Here is a 16,099-nt window from a genome sequence, read left to right on the forward strand (position 1 = left end):
TCGATCAGGCGCGGAGCCACCGTCGGATGGCGAAGCTGGCGCTCAAGGCGGCCAGGACGACGCCCACGACGACGATCGTGGGGATGACGATGGCCACATCGCCGATGCCGACCCACGACGTGATGAATCCGACGCGATCACGCAGGTACTGATCGACGCCGACACCCACGATCGCCCACACGGCGACGCTCGCGAGCGCCGAGCCGACGAGCGCGGCGATCACACCCTCCACCACGAACGGTGTCTGGATGAAGCGGTTCGAGGCCCCCACCAGGCGCATGATGCCGAGCTCTCGGCGGCGGGCGAAGGCCGACAGCCGGATCGTCGTGGCGATCAGCAGCACCGCAGCGATGAGCATCAGGGCAGCGATGCCGACGGCCACGTAGGTCGCCACCGTCAGTGCTTGGAACAGCGGTTCGAGGTACTGCAGCTGATCGGTGACGTCTTCGACACCGGTCTGACCGCTGAAGGCCTCGATGATGACGTCGGACTGGCTCTGGTCGACGAGGTTGATGCTGAAGGTGGCGTTGAACTGGTCGGCGGTGACCACGCCGAGGATGTCTTCGGGAAGCAGTCCTTTGGCGTTCTCGAACACCTGCTCACTGGTCGCGTACGTGTAGTCACGGATCAGCGGGGCGAGAGCGGGTCCGTCGAGCTTGGCCTCGACGGCGTCGATCTGGTCCTGGGTCGCGGCCTGGCCGGCCTGACAGGTGTCGACGTCGGACACCGTCGCGCACATCGACACCGCCACCTGGGCCCGGTCGGCCCAGTACGACTGCATCTTGCCGATCTGCATCTGCATGAGCATCGCCGCGCCGACAAAGGTCAGCGACACGAAGGTGACGAGGATGACGGAGATCACCATCGACGCGTTGCGGCGCAGGCCCGTGAAGGCCTCCGACAGGATGAGTCCGAGCCTCATGTCGTGGGTCCCACTTCGTCGCTGCGGTCTGTCTTCTTGCCGAGCCCCAGCCGGTCGGCCAGGCCGAGCTCATCGACGTCGGGGGTCGTGACCGGGATGAAACCGGTGTTCGTCCCGGGCTCGCGGAGCGGGCGCGGAGGCTCGTCGCCGGAATCCGCCGCGACGGGCACCGCGGGGGCGGATGCCGCGGGGGCCGACGCCGCGGGAGCGGACGCCGCAGGGGCCGATGCCGCGGGAGCGGACGCCGCGGCATCCGATGACGACTCCGCCCGGGGTGCGGGCGCGGCATCCGTCTGCGGGAGCGGCTCGACCGGGCCGGTGAGACCGGTGACCCTCGCGCTGCACCTCGAGCACGGCCGTGAGGGCGGCGACGGCTGCCGCGCCCTTCTCGACCTCGGGCGTCAGACGCGGGATGCTGGTGGTGTCGCCGTAGCCGCCGCCGCGCTCGTCGCGCACCAGCTCGCCGCCGCGCAGCTCGATCACGCGTCGCTGCATCTGGTCGACGAAGCCCGCCTCGTGCGTCGCCATGACGACGGTGGTGCCGCCGGCGTTGATGCGCGCGAGCAGGCGCATGATGTCGGTCGAGGTACCCGGGTCGAGGTTTCCGGTCGGCTCGTCGGCGAGCAGCACCTGGGGGCGGTTGACGAGTGCGCGCGCGATCGCGACGCGCTGCTGCTCCCCACCCGACAGCTCGTGCGGCAGGCGCTTCTCTTTGCCGTCGAGGCCGACGAGCGCGAGCACCTCGGGCACGGCCTGCTGGATGAAGCCCCGCGACGAGCCGGTCACCTGCAGCGTGAAGGCGACGTTCTGGAAGACGGTCTTGTTCGGCAGCAGGCGGAAGTCCTGGAACACCGAGCCGATCTCGCGACGGAAGTAGGGCACCTTGCGGTTGGACAGGGTGCGCAGGTCGCGGCCGAGCACGACGACGCGCCCCTCACTGGGGGTCTCCGCCCGCAGGATGAGCTGCAGGCACGACGATTTGCCCGACCCCGACGCGCCGACGAGGAAGACGAACTCACCGCGGAGCACTTCGAAGTCGACGGCGTTCAGGGCGGGCTTCGCGGTGCCGCGATACCGCTTGGTGACGTTCTCGAACCGGATCATGGCTCGACGAGCCTAGACGCGGCATCTGAGCACACCCTTGAGACGCGCCGTGTCCGGAAACGGAGAAAGCCCTGTGGATGCCGGTGTGCCGGCATCCACAGGGCTTCTCGCGAGACGGCAGACGCGTCAGTCGTCGTCGTCTTTGCGCTTGCGCCACCGGATGCCGGCCGCGATCAGACCGTCGAGGTCACCGTCGAAGACGACCGCGGGGTTTCCGACCTCGTAACCGGTGCGGAGGTCTTTCACGAGCTGCTGGCCGTAGAGGAAGTACGAGCGCATCTGGTCGCCCCAGCTGGCGGTGATGGTGCCCGCGAGCTCTTTCTTCTTGGCCGCCTCTTCTTCGCGCTTGAGCAGGAGCAGACGGGTCTGCAGCACGCGCATGGCAGCCGCGCGGTTCTGGATCTGCGACTTCTCGTTCTGCATCGACACGACGAGACCGGTGGGGATGTGGGTGATGCGAACGGCGGAGTCGGTCGTGTTGACCGACTGACCACCGGGCCCCGAGGAACGGAAGACGTCGACGCGGATGTCACCCTCGGGCACGTCGACCTCGACGGCCTCTTCCATCACCGGAATGACCTCGACCGCAGCGAAGCTCGTCTGGCGCTTGTCGGCGCCGCCGAAGGGGCTGATGCGCGCGAGGCGGTGCGTGCCCGCCTCGACCGAGAGCGTGCCGTAGGCGTAGGGCACGTCGACCTCGAAGGTGGCCGACTTGATGCCAGCGCCCTCGGCGTACGACATGTCCATGACCTTGGCGGGGTACTTGTGACGCTCGCACCAGCGCAGGTACATGCGCAGCAGCATCTCGGCGAAGTCGGTGGCGTCGTCGCCGCCGGCGCCGGAGCGGATGGTCACGACCGCGGAGCGCGCGTCGTACTCGCCGTCGAGGAGCGTCTGCACCTCGAGCTGGCCGATGACCTCTTTCAGCGACGCGAGTTCGCGGCGGGCCTCGTCGGCGGAGTCTTCGTCGTCCATCTCGATCGCGAGCTCGACGAGCACCTCGAGGTCATCGAGACGCTGCTCGATCTCGGTGATGCGCTTGAGCTCAGCCTGGCGGTGGCTGAGACGGCTGGTCACCTTCTGCGCGTTGTCGACGTCGTCCCAGAGGTCGGGGGCACCCGCCTCTTCGCTCAGGCGGTCGATGTCAGCGGTGAGTGCGTCGACGTCGACCACGGCCTGGATATCGGCGAAGGTCGAGCGCAGCGCCTGGATGTCGGCGGTCAAATCGAGTTCGAGCATTTGCGATCAAGCCTATCGTGGAGACGGTGACAGCCGACTCTCCCCGGAACGTGCTGGTGCGCTTCGCCCCGATGATCTACGGCCCCACGCTGTTGTTCTCGCTGGGCGAGGGTGCCGTCATCCCCCTCATCCCCGTCATCGCCGACCGCCTCGGCGCCGATGTCGCCCTTGCCGCACTGGTGGCCGCTGCCCTCGTCGTGGGGCAGCTGTGCGGCAACATCCCCGCCGGATGGGCCGTCGCCCGCTTCGGCGAGCGCCTCACCATGGGCACCGCCGGAATCGTCGTGCTGGCCGGGCTCGTGGGGATCGTGTTCGCTCCCTCGTTGCTGATCTTCACGGCGGCCGTCTTCCTCATCGGATTCTGCGCCGCATCGTTCGCGCTCGCCCGCCACTCGTTCATGACCACGCGCGTGCCCCTGCACTTCCGCGCGCGAGCACTGTCACTGCTGGGCGGCACGTTCCGCCTGGGGATGTTCGTCGGGCCGTTCATCTCCGCGGCACTGCTGACCGTCTTCGGCGACGAAGCGGCATCCGTCGTCTTCTTCGCCGTCTGCCAGGTCGCGACCATCCTGCTCGTGTTCTTCGGCCCCGACCCCGAGAAGGCCGTGCCGGTGGGCGCCGGCTCCCCCACCCGTCGCGAGCCCGACGCGACGGCCGACGCCGAAGACAGCGGCGAGCCCGTCACCGGCGCGATCCCCACTATCGAACGTGCCGGCGTCTTCCGGACGATGTGGCGTTACCGCGGTGTGCTCGCGCGCCTGGGTCTGGCCGCGGCATCGCTGTCGGCCGTGCGCTCGGCCCGCCAGGTCGTGCTGCCGCTGTGGGGCGTGTCGCTCGGCCTCGACGCCGGCACGATCGCGGTCGTCGTCGGCGTGTCGGGGGCGATCGACTTCGCCCTCTTCTACGCCAGTGGCCAGGTGATGGACCGCTTCGGGCGCCTGTGGGCGGCTCTGCCGGCGATGATCCTCATGGGCGCGGGGTTCTTCGCGTTGTCGTTCACGCACGATCTCGCCTCCGCGGCGATGTGGTACTCCCTGTTCGCGGCCGTGCTGGGGGTGGGCAACGGCCTGTCCAGCGGCATCCTGCTCACCCTCGGAGCGGATATCGCTCCGCCGAACGACCCGGCGGCGTTCCTCGGGTCGTGGCGCACCCTCACCGACGGCGGGGGTGCGGTCGCGCCGCTGATCGTCTCGGCCCTCACCGCGGCGGTGTCGATCTCGGTCGGAGTGGGCGCCATGGGTGTCATCGCGGTCTTGGGCGCGGTGGGTTTCGTCCGGTGGGTACCGCGGTACGTGCCGCGGGCGCGGTGAGGAAACTCTCCGGACGTCACGCCGGTGGATACGGCTGGGAATGGCCGACGAAGGTTTCCGCGCCGTAAACATTCCGGAGATCGATGGCGAATCGAGGGTCTTCCGGTAAGAATCGACGCGTGCTCGCCTCCTCGGGTGAGCGCGTCATTCCCCCCTGGATGATGCGGGCGTCGACGCCCGCAGAGAGGTGCCTTCACCGTGCCCCGAAACACCCCCCACTCCCCGCCCGTGCGCGCCCGTCGGCTCTCCGCCGTCGTCGCCACGACCGCCCTCGTCGGCGGGACGCTGATGCTCGCGCCCGCCGCCACCGCCGCGGTCGCACCCGGCGAGGCTCCGAACGACCTCGGCCTGACCGGCGCCGACGTCATGAGCCACCTGACCGAGATCTCGGAGATCAGCGAGTCGTTCGCGGGTCAGGGCTACCGCGCGTGGAACGCGCCGGGTTACGAGGCCGCCGCCGAGTATGCCGAGGAGGTGCTCGAGGCGACCGGAGCCTTCACGGTCACGCGCGACGAGTTCGACGTGCCCTACTCCGAGTTCGGCGAAGCATCGCTGACTGTCGCAGGCACCACGTACGAGGGCTCGCATTTCGACACCAGCGAGGGGCTCGACGACGAGTACACCGCAGCCCTCGCACTGCCCGCGGCCGGCGCCGACGGTCTGCGTCTCGGCTGCGAGCCGACCGACTTCGCGGCCGTCCCGGCCGGCGCGATCGTGCTCGTGCAGCGCGGCGTCTGCACCTTCGAGGCCAAGATCGACAACGCCACCGCCGCCGGCGCCGGCGCCGTCTTCGTCTACAACAACGCCCGCCCCGCGGGCGAAGGCACCACGCCGCAGGACCAGCTCACCAACGTCTCCTCGGGTCCGCGCAACACGGAGGACTCGCCGGCGGCGACCCTGCCGCAGGCCAGCGGTGAGACGCTGGCGGCTCTCATCACCGCCGCTCCTGCGGACTCACCCGTCGAGGGCACCGCCGTGATCGAGAAGGAGTTCCTCGTCGGCAAGACCTTCAACATCATCGCCGACACGAAGGTCGGCGACCCCGACGACACCATCGTCATCGGCGCGCACCTCGACGGCGTCTCCGAGGGCCCGGGCGTCAACGACAACGCCTCGGGCTCCGCGGCGATCCTCGCCCTGGCCGAGAAGATCGCGGCATCCGAGGTCCCGAACGACAAGCGCATCCGTCTCGCGCTGTGGGGCGCAGAGGAGATCGGCCTGCTCGGCTCCTGGGCGTACGTCGATCAGCTCGTCGCGGAAGACCCGGCCGAGCTCGCGCGCATCTCGGCGTACCTCAACTACGACATGATCGGGTCGGAGAACTTCACCGTGGGCGTCTACGACGCCGACCAGTCGACCTTCGAGGCACCCGTCGCCATTCCGGACGGATCGGTCGAGCTCGAGAGCATCTACACCGACTACTTCGACGCGATCGACCAGCCGTGGATCGACACCGAGTATTCGGGCCGCAGCGACTACCAGGCGTTCATCGAGAACGGCATTCCCGCGGGCGGTCTGTTCTCGGGTGCGGACGACATCAAGACCGAAGAGCAGGTGCAGCTGTTCGGCGGCACCGCCGGGGTCTTCATGGACCGCAACTATCACACAGTGAATGACACCCTCGCGAACGTCAACCGCGACTCGGTCGACATCTTCGCGCCGGCGATCGGCCACGCCGCGTACGCGCTGGCATGGGATGCCGTCGAGCCCACGCCGACGCCAACCCCCACCGCCGAGCCCACGCCGACGCCAACCCCCACCGCGGAGCCGACTGCCACGGCGGAGCCGACCCCCACCGCGGAGCCGACGGCGACTGCGGTGCCCACCGCCGGCCCCTCCCCCACGGCGACGGCCCTGCCGGGGGCGCAGCGTCCGGGCGGAGGCCTGGCCAAGACCGGCTCGGAGCTCGACGGTTCGCCGCTGCCCCTGATCGGCGCGGGCATGCTCGCCTTCGGTCTGATCGTGGCGGCCGGAACGGCGATCGTCCGCCGACGCGCTCAGCAGTAATCCTCTGGCATCACTCGACGGTTCCCCCCCGGACCGCGAACCGCCGGGGTCGCGCCTCACGCGCGGCCCCGGCGGTTCGGTGCGTCCGGGCGCGGCCGGCCGATTTGGCCCTCGCCGCCCGGCGGCCCACGATGATCCTCGAAGCGGCGAGCTGACGGAGGAAGCATGAAGGACATCGATCGTGGCGCGCTGACGCTGTCCGCCGTCCTCGCGGGGGTGGCCGGATTCGTGGATGCCGTGGGCTTCCTCGACACGGGCGGGTTCTTCGTGTCGTTCATGAGCGGCAACTCCACCCAGGGCGCCGTCGATCTGCTCCGCGGCGACGCGAGCGTCGCACTCGTCTCGGCCGGGCTGATCGCGGCGTTCGTGGGAGGTGTGGCCGTCGGGGGAATCGTCTCCGCACGCACGGCGCGGTCGCAGACGTGGGTGGTGGCCGGTGCTGCGGGCGCCGTCGCGCTGGCCGCCGCACTGTCGCTCGCCGGCACGGCGACGCTGTGGCGCGTCGCCCTCCTCGCGGCCGCGATGGGGGCGCTGAACACGCTGTTCCTCGCTGACGGACGCGCCCGCGTCGCGATCACCTACTCCACCGGCACCCTCGTGAGCCTGGGTCTCGGTCTCGCCTCCCTCGTCACGGGTGGATCGCGCGCGGCGTGGCGGCGGCCCCTGCTGCTGTGGTCGGCGCTCGTCTGCGGCGCAGTGATCGGCGGCCTCGCCCATGGGCTGGGAAGCGCGGCGGCGCTGGGCACGGCCGCGGCGGTGCTCGCCGCGGCCGCGGTCGTGGTCGCGGTGCGCGCGCGGCGCGGCTGACGGCGCAGCCCGTCCGCCGGCCTCTGCGCGCACGGCGCCATCGCGGCGAGCGCGCGGTTCACGCCGCCGGTGCCGCGCGACGGCCACATCGCGGCGAGCTGGCCGTCCCGACCTCAGTTCTCGTCGGAGACGCGGATGAGCACCTTGCTCGTCGCGCCCTTTGCGACGGCGTCGTGGGCTGCGGCGGTCTCGGCCAAGCCGAACCACGTCAGCGGCAGCCCGGCATCCGCTCCCACGGGAAGGGCCCCGGCCGCGACGGCCGCCGAGACGTCTTCCGCCGCGGCGGCGAGCGCGTCCTCCCCCACCGTGTAGAGCAGAAGACCCTGCCAGCGGACGTTTCTGGCGAAGCTCGCGCGCACTGCGGCGCTGAAGCGGTCGCCGCCGTTGTCGGCGTAGTAGCCGATCGAGCCGTGGTTCGCGATCACCTCGACATCGAGGGCGGCGTTGTCGGCGACGGCGACCTCGACGATGTGGTCGACCCCGTCCGGGGCGAACTCGCGGATGCCATCGGCCAGGGCGTTGCTCGGGTACTGCACGACGTGGTGGGCACCGGCCGCGCGGGCCAATGCCTGTTTCTCGTCGCTGCTGACGGTGGCGATGACGGTCGCGCCGGCCCACACCGCGAGTTGGATCGCGGCGTGCCCGACGGCGCCGGCGCCTCCCTGCACGAGGACGGTGCGTCCCTGCAGCGCGCCCGAGGCGAGTCGCGACGGTCCGTGCTCGTGCACGGTGAGCGCGCGGTGCGCCGTCATGGCGGGAACGCCGAGGCTGGCGCCCAGGGCGAACGAGGCGTCCTCGGCCAGCGGCACGGCGCGAGACGCCGGGATGACGGCGTACTCGGCGGCCGTGCCGGTCGGGCGCTCGTGCTGGGCGAGGTAGACCCACACCCGCTGGCCCACCGCGATGTCGTCGACGCCGTCGCCGACGGCATCCACCGTTCCCGCACCGTCCTGGTTCGGGGTCACCTCGTCCCACGAGAAGGGCCGTCCGCCCTCGCGTGCCTTCCAGTCGGTCGGGTTGACCCCCGACACGGCGATGCGCACGCGCACCTCGCCGGGCCCAGGTTCGGGCAGAGGACGCTCGACGAGCGAGAGGACGGAGGAGTCACCGGTCTGGGAGTACGTGATCGCCTGCATACAGAGGGACAAGGGGCGGGCGGCGGACCGCATTCCCGCTCGGCGTGTCGCGATGGCGCCCGCCACACTGGGGCGGTGAGCGCTCTGATCATCGGCAACGCGGTCGTCTTCTCGGACGGACGGGTACAGGATGCCGACACCATCGGCATCCGAGACGGGATCATCGTCGCGGTCGGGACTCTGACGTCGGTCCGGGATGCCGTGGGCGCGGGCGCGGACGACATCGACGCCCGCGGCGGCCTCGTGACCCCGGGCTTCGTCGACGCGCACGTGCACCTGGGCGTCGGGGCCATGGATGCGTTGCGCTGCGATCTGTCGGGCGCGGCCTCGCTCGAGGAGATCGACGCGCGCGTGCGGGCCTTCGCGGCGGACTCCCCCGCGCCGTGGGTGGTCGGCGGTGGGTGGGATCCGACGCTGTTCCCAGCCTCCGGGCCGCAGGCGACGCATCTCGACGCTCTCGTGCCCGACCGGCCCGCCCTGCTGCTGGATGCCGATCACCACGGCGCGTGGGCCAACTCGGCGGCGCTAGCGGCGGCGGGGCTCGACGCCTCGACACCCGACCCCGCCGACGGGCGCATCGAGAGGCGCGCCGACGGCCGACCGAGCGGTGCCCTGCGGGAGGGGGCGATGCAGCTCGTCGCCCGCCTACTGCCCGCCCCCGCGACGGCCGATGTGGCCCGCGGCATCCTGCGCCTGTCGCGCGACCTGCTCGGCGCCGGGATCACGGGATGGCAGGAGGCGGCGCTCGGCCCCTACGGCGGATTCCCCGACTTCACCGACGCCTACCTCCACCTTCTTCGCGAGGGCTCCCTGCGCGGACGCGCGACCGGGGCGATCTGGGTGCCGCGCGATCTGACCCCCGACGGCGTCGACGCCTTCGTCGCGCACGCCGTCAACCGCTCACGCGCCAACGCCGCGGCGGGCCTGCCGAGTGCCACGGCGAAGCTCATGCTCGACGGGATCGTCGAGACCCGCACCGCCCACCTTCTCGAGCCCTACGTGGGCAGCGACGAGCGCGGCCTGTCGTACTTCCCGCCCGCGCTGGTGCAGCGGCTGGTGCCGGCCCTCAACGCCGCCGGGATCGCCGTGCACGCGCACGCCATCGGGGATGCGGCCGTGCGCGACGCGCTCGACGGTTTCGCCCGCGTGCCCGCCGAGCATCGACGGCGCGTTCGCAATCACATCGCGCACATCCAGCTCATCCACCCCGACGACGTCGCCCGCTTCGCCGCGCTCGAGGTGACCGCCAACGCCCAACCGTTCTGGGCCTGTGCGACCGCGCTCACACGGCAGGCGACGCTGCCGGTCATCGGCGACGACCGCGCCGACGCGCTCTACGTCTTCGGCTCGTTGCACCGCGCGGGCGCGCATCTGGCGATGGGCTCCGACTGGCCCGTGTCGAACTTCGACCCGTGGCAGGGCGTGCACGTCGCCGTGACGCGCCGGCCGCCCACCGAACCGGATGCCGCGCCCCTCGGCGCCGGCGAAGCCCTCGATCTCGCAGCCTCGATCGACGCCTACACGCGCGGCTCGGCCCGACTGCTCGGGCTCCCCGGTGGGGCGATCGCCCCGGGCCGCGCGGCCGACCTCGCCATCGCCGACCGCAACCCGTTCGCGGCTGACACCGCCGGCATCCACGAGACCCGCAACGCCGCGACGATCGTCGCGGGTGAGGTGGCGGGCGGTTGACGGCCGCTTCACATCGGGGACGCGCGGCTCACGCTTAGACTGAACCCACTCGCGGGAGTGGTGAAATCGGCAGACACGCAGGATTTAGGTTCCTGTGCCTTCGGGCGTGGGGGTTCAAGTCCCCCCTTCCGCACGTTCTTCCGTTCCACCCGCACCAGCGCGACTGCTCCGACCCGACGGGACCGATGTGATCCACACCACCGCCGCTCTGCTCCCGTGGCTCGACCCCGCGACGATCATCACGAACTCGCAGCCGTGGGCTCTGCTGGTGGTCTGCTTCATCATCTTCGCCGAGACGGGCCTGCTGATCGGGTTCCTGCTGCCCGGTGACACGCTGCTGATCATGGCCGGCCTGCTGTCGCATTCGACACCCGCGGCCCCCAACGGCGTGTTCGGCATCAACGCGTGGTGGGTCGCCCTCGCCATCGGCGTCGCCGCGTTCGTCGGCGGTGAGGTCGGGTACTACATCGGCCACAAGGCCGGTCCCTCGATCTTCGAGCGCAAAGAATCGGGCATCTTCAGCAAGAAGAACGTCGAGCGCACGAACGCCTTCTTCGAACGGTTCGGCGGACTCACCGTCATCCTCGCCCGCTTCGTGCCGGTGGTGCGCACCTTCGCCCCCATCGCGGCCGGCGTCGGGCACATGCCGTGGCGCAAGTACACGCTCTACAACTTCATCGGTGCGGTCATCTGGGGCATCGGCCTCACCATGCTCGGGTACGCAGTGGGCTACATCCCCTTCATCCGCGACATCGTGACCGAGTACATCGACGTCATCCTGCTCGCCGCCGTCGCCGGCACCGCACTGTTCATCGCGATCCACTACTTCCGCGAGCGCGCCGCCGCCAAGCGCGAGGGCGCCGTGACGCACGCCGAAGCCGAGGCCCTCACGCTCGACGCCCAGACCCTCGAAGACGGCGACCAGCCCGCACGCTGAGCTGACACGGCCGCGACGACTCGGCCTGCCGCTGGCCGAGGTGCGCCCGATCCGCCGCTCGGGCCTGTAGCTGCTGCTGTCACCCGGCGGCGAGCGCCGCGATCACGAGGCTTTCGAGCTCTTCTTCTTGGCGGGCGCTTTCTTCGCGGGCGCGTCCTTCTCGGCCCGCGCCGCACGACTGCGCTCCACGCTCGCGCGCAACGCCTCCATCAGGTCGATGACCTCACCGCCGTCGTCGTCCTCGGCCTTGCCGAAGGTGGCATCGGTGTCGAGGGCATCGCCCTGCTCGAGCTTCGCGTCGATGAGGGTGCGCAGCTCCACCTGGTACTCGTCGGTGAACTCCTCGGGGTCGAAGTCCTTCGAGAAGCTGTCGACGAGGGATGCCGACATCTCCAGCTCCTTCGCCGAGATGCGCACGCTTTCATCCAGCGCCGGGAACGCCGCCTCGCGCACCTCGTCGGCCCACAGCAGCGTCTGCAGCACGAGCACGTCGCCGCGCACGCGGAGGGCTGCCAGCCGCGTCTTCTGCCGCAGCGAGAAACGCACGATGGCCGTGCGGTCGGTCTGCTCCAGCGTCTTGCGCAGCAGCACGTACGCCTTCGGCGACGACGAGTCGGGCTCGAGGTAGTAGGCCTTGTCGAGGGTGAGCAGGTCGACCTGGTCGCTGGGCACGAACTCGACGACCTCGATCTCGCGGCTGCGTTCGCTCGGTAGCGACGCGAGGTCGTCCTTGGTCAGCACGACCGTCTGCTCGCCATCGTCGTACGCCTTGTCGATGTCGCTGTACGGCACCACCTCGCCGTCGATCTCGCAGATGCGCTGGTACCGGATGCGCCCGCCGTCGGCGTTGTGCACCTGGTGCAGCGAGACGTCGTGGTCTTCGGTGGCCGAGTACACCTTGACGGGCACGTTGACGAGGCCGAACGTCAGGGCGCCCTTCCAGATCGATCGCATGGATCCAGTGAACACCGGAACAGGGGCGGATGCCGAGGGGGTTGTGTCCGCGGGCCGCACACAACTCCTGCAACACAGTTCGCGATCGCGGCCCGCAACCCCCTCGGCATCCCGAACCGCCCCGGCTCTACGCTGGGGCGATGGTGGAGCAGACGGTGCAGATCGGCGGGCGTCGCCTGCGGCTGTCGAACCTCGACAAGGTGCTCTACCCCGAGACGGGCACCACCAAGGGCGAGATCATCGACTACTACTCGCGCATCGCCCCGCGCCTGCTCCCCCACGTCGCCGACCGCCCCGTCACGCGCAAACGCTGGCCCGACGGTGTGGGCACGGCGGAGGATGCCACCGAGCCGTTCTTCGCCAAGGCCCTCGAGCCGGGCGCCCCGGCGTGGGTGCGGCGGTTTCCGATCGACCACTCCTCCGGCGCGAAGGACTACCCGCTCGTCGATGACCTGCCGACGCTGGTGTACCTGGCGCAGGTCGCCAGCCTCGAGTTGCACGTGCCGCAGTGGCGGTTCTCCCCCGACGGGGAGCGGCAGAACCCCGACAGGCTCGTGCTCGACCTCGACCCGGGGCCGGGCGTGGGTCTGCCCGAATGTGCTGAGGTCGCGCGGTGGGCGCGCGCGATCCTCCAGGACATCGGCCTGGACCCGCTGCCGGTCACGAGCGGCAGCAAGGGCATTCACCTCTATGCGCACCTCGACGGTCGGCAGTCGAGCGACGCGGCGAGCGCGATCGCGAAAGAGCTCGCGCGGGCGATCGAAGCCGATCACCCCGACCTCGTGGTCAGCCAGATGGCGAAGGCGGCCCGCCCCGGCAAAGTGTTCATCGACTGGAGCCAGAACAACGGCTCCAAGACGACCATCGCCCCATACTCCCTGCGCGGACGGGCGCACCCCACCGTCGCCGCACCCCGCACGTGGGAGGAGCTCGACGACCCCGACCTGCGCCACCTGCTGTTCACCGAGGTGCTCGCGCGCGCGGGCGACCCGCTCGCCCCCGTCGAGCGCGACAGCGGTCCCCTGCGTTCGTATATCTCCAAGCGCACGGCGGGGAGAACACCCGAGCCCGTTCCGCAGGCTCCGCACGGCGAGGCCGCGCCCGAGGGGCTCCCCCGCTTCGTCATCCAGGAGCACCACGCCACGCGCCTCCACTGGGACCTGCGGCTCGAACACGACGGCGTGCTGGTGAGCTGGGCGGTGCCCAAGGGCGTGCCCCCGACGACCGCGAAGAACAGCCTCGCCGTCATGACCGAGGACCACCCGATGCAGTACCTCGACTTCGCGGGCGAGATCCCCCGCGGCGAGTACGGCGCCGGCATCATGACCGTCTGGGACACCGGCACCTACGAGCTCGAGAAGTGGCGCGACGACGAGGTGATCGCCACCCTGCAGGGTCGCGCCGACGGTCCGCTCGGCCGAGTGCGCCTCGCCCTCATTCGCACCGAGGGCCGCGGCGAGAAGTCGCAGTGGCTGCTGCACCGGATGAAGACGGATGCCGAGGGCCGCCCGCAGGGCGAGGGAGAGCCGGTGGTCCCGCTCGACCACGGCGCGCATGCTGCCGCGTCCGTACCGGAGACCGCCACGCCCAGAAAGGAATCGTCAGCGCCCGCGACGACGACGCCGAAGCACGACTCCCCCGCCGCGCCCCCGAAGGAATCGCCAACACCCGCGAAGACGACGACATCGAAGACCCCGCACCGCTCCCCCGCCGCCGCCGACCTCCGCCCGATGCTTGCGACCTCCGCGACCCCGGGCCTCGCGCGTGCCGCCGCCGAGCGGTGGGGCCGGGCTTGGGTGGAGATGAAGTGGGACGGCATCCGGGGTCTGGGCATCTGGGACGGTGAGCGACTTCGGCTGCGTTCGCGCAACGGCAACGACCTCACCGCGACCTACCCCGAACTCACGACGGCCGACCTGGGCCTCGGCCCCGAGCCCGCGGTCGTCGACGGCGAGATCGTCGCCCTCGACGCGCAGGGGCGACCGAGCTTCCCGCTCCTGCAGAAGCGCATGAACCTCGCCCAGCCGCGGGAGATCGATCGTGAGGCCTGGCGCACCCCCGTCCAGCTCTATCTGTTCGACGTCCTCGTCGTGGGCGAGCGCGACGTGGCCGCGCTGCCGCTGGCCGAGCGGCGCGGCATCCTGGAGGACCTCGCTCGGGATGCCGCCGCCCCCGTCGTCGTGCCGCCGGTCTTCGACGACGTGGATGCCGCCGTCGCCACGAGCGGCCGGTTCGGGCTCGAGGGGGTCGTCGTCAAAGACCCGTCGTCGACCTATCGCCGCGGCGAACGGTCGGAGCTGTGGTTGAAGGTGAAGCACTCGCGCACGCAGGAGGTCGTGATCGGCGGCATCCGTCCGGGTAAGGGAAACCGTTCGGGCACGATCGGATCGCTGCTGGTCGGCGTGCCCGGCCCGGAGGGGTTGCAGTACGCCGGCCGCGTCGGTTCGGGTTTCGGCGAACAGACGCTGACGCGGCTGACCGAACTTCTCGCGCCCCTCGGCAGCGCGGACGATCCGTTCGTCGGCGTGCCCGCGGCCGACGCGCGCGACGCGATCTGGGTTCGGCCCGAACTCGTCGCCGAGGTCGAGTTCGCGGAGTTCACCCCCGGCGGCATCCTGCGACAGGCACGGTGGCGAGGGCTGCGGCCCGACAAGGACGCGGGCGACGTGGTGCGGGAGGACTCGCTCTCGAGCGGGGGGTGAGACGCCGTCGCCGGCCGAGGCGTTCCTGCAGCACGTCGTGGACTGCACGCACGACATGCTCACCCGGTGCCCGTCGTGCTCCCGCTACCCCGACACGTCTTCGCTCTCCCTCCCGTCGACACCACGGCCGGACGCGTCGTCGCTTGCTCGCGGGGGCCGAAGCCGCCCGGACCATTTCCTACGCTCAGGAACCACCCTCAGCACAGGTGGCTGAGCCCGTCGAAGCCACCGGCACCCGCCCTAACCCTGGCCGGCGCAAGGTCCTCCGCCGCGACCCGTCGGCGTTACGCGTGCCGCGAATCGTGCTCGACGTGGCCCGCGGGCTCGAGTTGGAAGGTCGAGTGCTCCACGTCGAAGTGATCGCTGAGGCACCCCTGCAGCGACGACAGGATGCCGGCGGCCCGGCCGTCAGAGAATGCGGCGTCGTCGACTATCACGTGGGCGCTGAACACCGGCGCTCCCCGCGTGAGCTGCCACACGTGCACATCGTGCACATCGACGACGCCGTCGGCACCGCGCAGATGCTCGCGGATCTCGGCCACGTGCACGCCGACCGGCGCCGATTCGGTCAACACGACGACCACTTCGCGCAGCAGACCGATGGCCCGCGGCACGATCATGACCGCGATGAGCAGCGAGGCGACGGCATCCGCCTGCGTGAAACCGGTCGTCACGATCACGACGGCCGCGACGATCACGGCCACCGAGCCGATGAGATCGCCGAGCACTTCGAGGTAGGCGCCCCGCACGTTGATGCTGCGCTTCTGCGCCCGGCCGAGCAGCCACATCGACACGGCGTTCGCGGTCATGCCGACGCTCGCGACGACGAGCATGAGCCCGCCCTGCACCTCCGCCTCGGCCGGCGCGAGCAGGCGCTGGGCGGCTTCGATCCCCACCCACACGCACAGCACGATCAGGATGACGCCGTTGGCGAGGGCGCCGAGCACTTCGGCGCGCTGGTATCCGTAGGTCTGCCGGTCGTCGGCCGGTCGGGCGGCGATAGCCGTCGCGATGAGAGCGACGACCAGGGCCGCTGCGTCGGTGAACATGTGCGCCGCGTCGGCCAACAGGGCGAGCGAGCCCGACAGGATCGCCCCGACGATCTGCACGACCATCACGGTCGCGGTCAGCGCGAGGGCCGTCGCGAGCAGCCGCCTGTTGCCGGCATCCCGGATGCCACCGGACGGCGCGTGATCGTGCATGAGTTCAGGCTAGAACCGACCTCCGACATCGAGGCGGTCGAGGGGCCTGTCGGGAATGAGAACCGCTGTCGCCTCCGAGCCGCGCACGCT

11 protein-coding genes, 1 tRNA gene and 1 pseudogene are annotated in these 16,099 nt (G+C 70.7%); 7 read left to right on the forward strand and 6 right to left on the reverse strand.

The annotated features are described in order from the left end of the window. Positions 1–4: 4 nt before the first annotated feature. The 3 genes and pseudogenes from ftsX to prfB all read right to left on the reverse strand — a co-directional run bounded on the left by ftsX (position 5) and on the right by prfB (position 3,265). Positions 5–922 carry a permease-like cell division protein FtsX gene (gene ftsX, locus QE410_RS09005; RefSeq protein WP_307330740.1) on the reverse strand — a complete coding sequence of 306 codons (918 nt, stop codon included), beginning with the start codon at positions 920–922 and terminating at the stop codon, positions 5–7. Further along, a pseudogene (ftsE, locus tag QE410_RS09010) lies at positions 919–2,026 on the reverse strand (cell division ATP-binding protein FtsE). Before ftsE ends, ftsX begins: the two are co-directional and overlap by 4 nt. Before the next feature lie 126 nt (positions 2,027–2,152). Then, on the reverse strand, positions 2,153–3,265 hold the full coding sequence (prfB, locus tag QE410_RS09015) for a peptide chain release factor 2 (protein ID WP_307330745.1): 1,113 nt from the start codon (positions 3,263–3,265) through the stop codon (positions 2,153–2,155). A 71-nt stretch (positions 3,266–3,336) separates the two neighbouring features. Between prfB and QE410_RS09020 the strand changes: the two genes are divergently transcribed. From QE410_RS09020 to QE410_RS09030, 3 genes are all read left to right on the forward strand, one after another. Then, positions 3,337–4,575: an MFS transporter gene (locus QE410_RS09020; RefSeq protein ID WP_307334434.1), complete on the forward strand. Its 1,239-nt coding sequence runs from the start codon at positions 3,337–3,339 to the stop codon at positions 4,573–4,575. A gap of 198 nt (positions 4,576–4,773) precedes the next feature. Further along, entirely contained in the window at positions 4,774–6,582 is a 1,809-nt protein-coding gene (locus tag QE410_RS09025) for a M20/M25/M40 family metallo-hydrolase (protein ID WP_307330747.1), read from the forward strand. Between the two features lie 165 nt (positions 6,583–6,747). Further along, complete coding sequence (locus QE410_RS09030; protein ID WP_307330750.1) at positions 6,748–7,389, forward strand: DUF1275 family protein; 642 nt, start codon at positions 6,748–6,750, stop codon at positions 7,387–7,389. Between the two features lie 113 nt (positions 7,390–7,502). Here QE410_RS09030 and QE410_RS09035 read toward each other — a convergent pair whose 3' ends face one another. After that, entirely contained in the window at positions 7,503–8,525 is a 1,023-nt protein-coding gene (locus tag QE410_RS09035; protein WP_307330753.1) for an NADPH:quinone reductase, read from the reverse strand. 75 nt (positions 8,526–8,600) lie between these two features. Between QE410_RS09035 and QE410_RS09040 the strand changes: the two genes are divergently transcribed. The 3 genes from QE410_RS09040 to QE410_RS09050 all read left to right on the forward strand — a co-directional run bounded on the left by QE410_RS09040 (position 8,601) and on the right by QE410_RS09050 (position 11,151). Then, complete coding sequence (locus QE410_RS09040; protein WP_307330756.1) at positions 8,601–10,214, forward strand: amidohydrolase; 1,614 nt, start codon at positions 8,601–8,603, stop codon at positions 10,212–10,214. A gap of 51 nt (positions 10,215–10,265) precedes the next feature. Then, positions 10,266–10,347 (forward strand) — tRNA-Leu (locus tag QE410_RS09045). A gap of 54 nt (positions 10,348–10,401) precedes the next feature. Further along, a complete protein-coding gene (locus QE410_RS09050) occupies positions 10,402–11,151 on the forward strand; it encodes a DedA family protein (protein WP_307330758.1) in 750 nt (249 codons plus the stop codon). Positions 11,152–11,253: 102 nt separating this feature from the next. Here the strand turns inward: QE410_RS09050 and QE410_RS09055 are convergent, their stop codons facing one another. Then, complete coding sequence (locus QE410_RS09055; RefSeq protein WP_307330760.1) at positions 11,254–12,105, reverse strand: Ku protein; 852 nt, start codon at positions 12,103–12,105, stop codon at positions 11,254–11,256. A gap of 140 nt (positions 12,106–12,245) precedes the next feature. On the opposite strand from QE410_RS09055, the gene QE410_RS09060 reads away from it, so the two are divergent. Beyond that, entirely contained in the window at positions 12,246–14,807 is a 2,562-nt protein-coding gene (locus tag QE410_RS09060; protein WP_307330762.1) for an ATP-dependent DNA ligase, read from the forward strand. A gap of 284 nt (positions 14,808–15,091) precedes the next feature. On the opposite strand, the gene QE410_RS09065 is transcribed toward QE410_RS09060, so the two are convergent. Beyond that, positions 15,092–16,009, reverse strand: coding sequence for a cation diffusion facilitator family transporter (locus tag QE410_RS09065; protein WP_307330764.1), 918 nt, complete (start codon positions 16,007–16,009; stop codon positions 15,092–15,094). Between the last annotated feature and the right edge of the window lie 90 nt (positions 16,010–16,099).

This window comes from Microbacterium sp. SORGH_AS_1204 (genome assembly GCF_030818935.1).
Classification (GTDB): domain Bacteria; phylum Actinomycetota; class Actinomycetes; order Actinomycetales; family Microbacteriaceae; genus Microbacterium.

Excerpts from the sequence above, each read along its gene's own strand:
- QE410_RS09030 (WP_307330750.1), top strand. The coding sequence starts at position 6,748 with ATGAAGGACATCGATCGTGGCGCGCTGACGCTGTCCGCCGTCCTCGCG.
- QE410_RS09055 (WP_307330760.1), bottom strand. The coding sequence starts at position 12,105 with ATGCGATCGATCTGGAAGGGCGCCCTGACGTTCGGCCTCGTCAACGTG.
- prfB (WP_307330745.1), bottom strand. The coding sequence starts at position 3,265 with ATGCTCGAACTCGATTTGACCGCCGACATCCAGGCGCTGCGCTCGACC.
- QE410_RS09060 (WP_307330762.1), top strand. The coding sequence starts at position 12,246 with ATGGTGGAGCAGACGGTGCAGATCGGCGGGCGTCGCCTGCGGCTGTCG.
- QE410_RS09035 (WP_307330753.1), bottom strand. The coding sequence starts at position 8,525 with ATGCAGGCGATCACGTACTCCCAGACCGGTGACTCCTCCGTCCTCTCG.
- QE410_RS09065 (WP_307330764.1), bottom strand. The coding sequence starts at position 16,009 with ATGCACGATCACGCGCCGTCCGGTGGCATCCGGGATGCCGGCAACAGG.
- QE410_RS09020 (WP_307334434.1), top strand. The coding sequence starts at position 3,337 with ATGATCTACGGCCCCACGCTGTTGTTCTCGCTGGGCGAGGGTGCCGTC.
- ftsX (WP_307330740.1), bottom strand. The coding sequence starts at position 922 with ATGAGGCTCGGACTCATCCTGTCGGAGGCCTTCACGGGCCTGCGCCGC.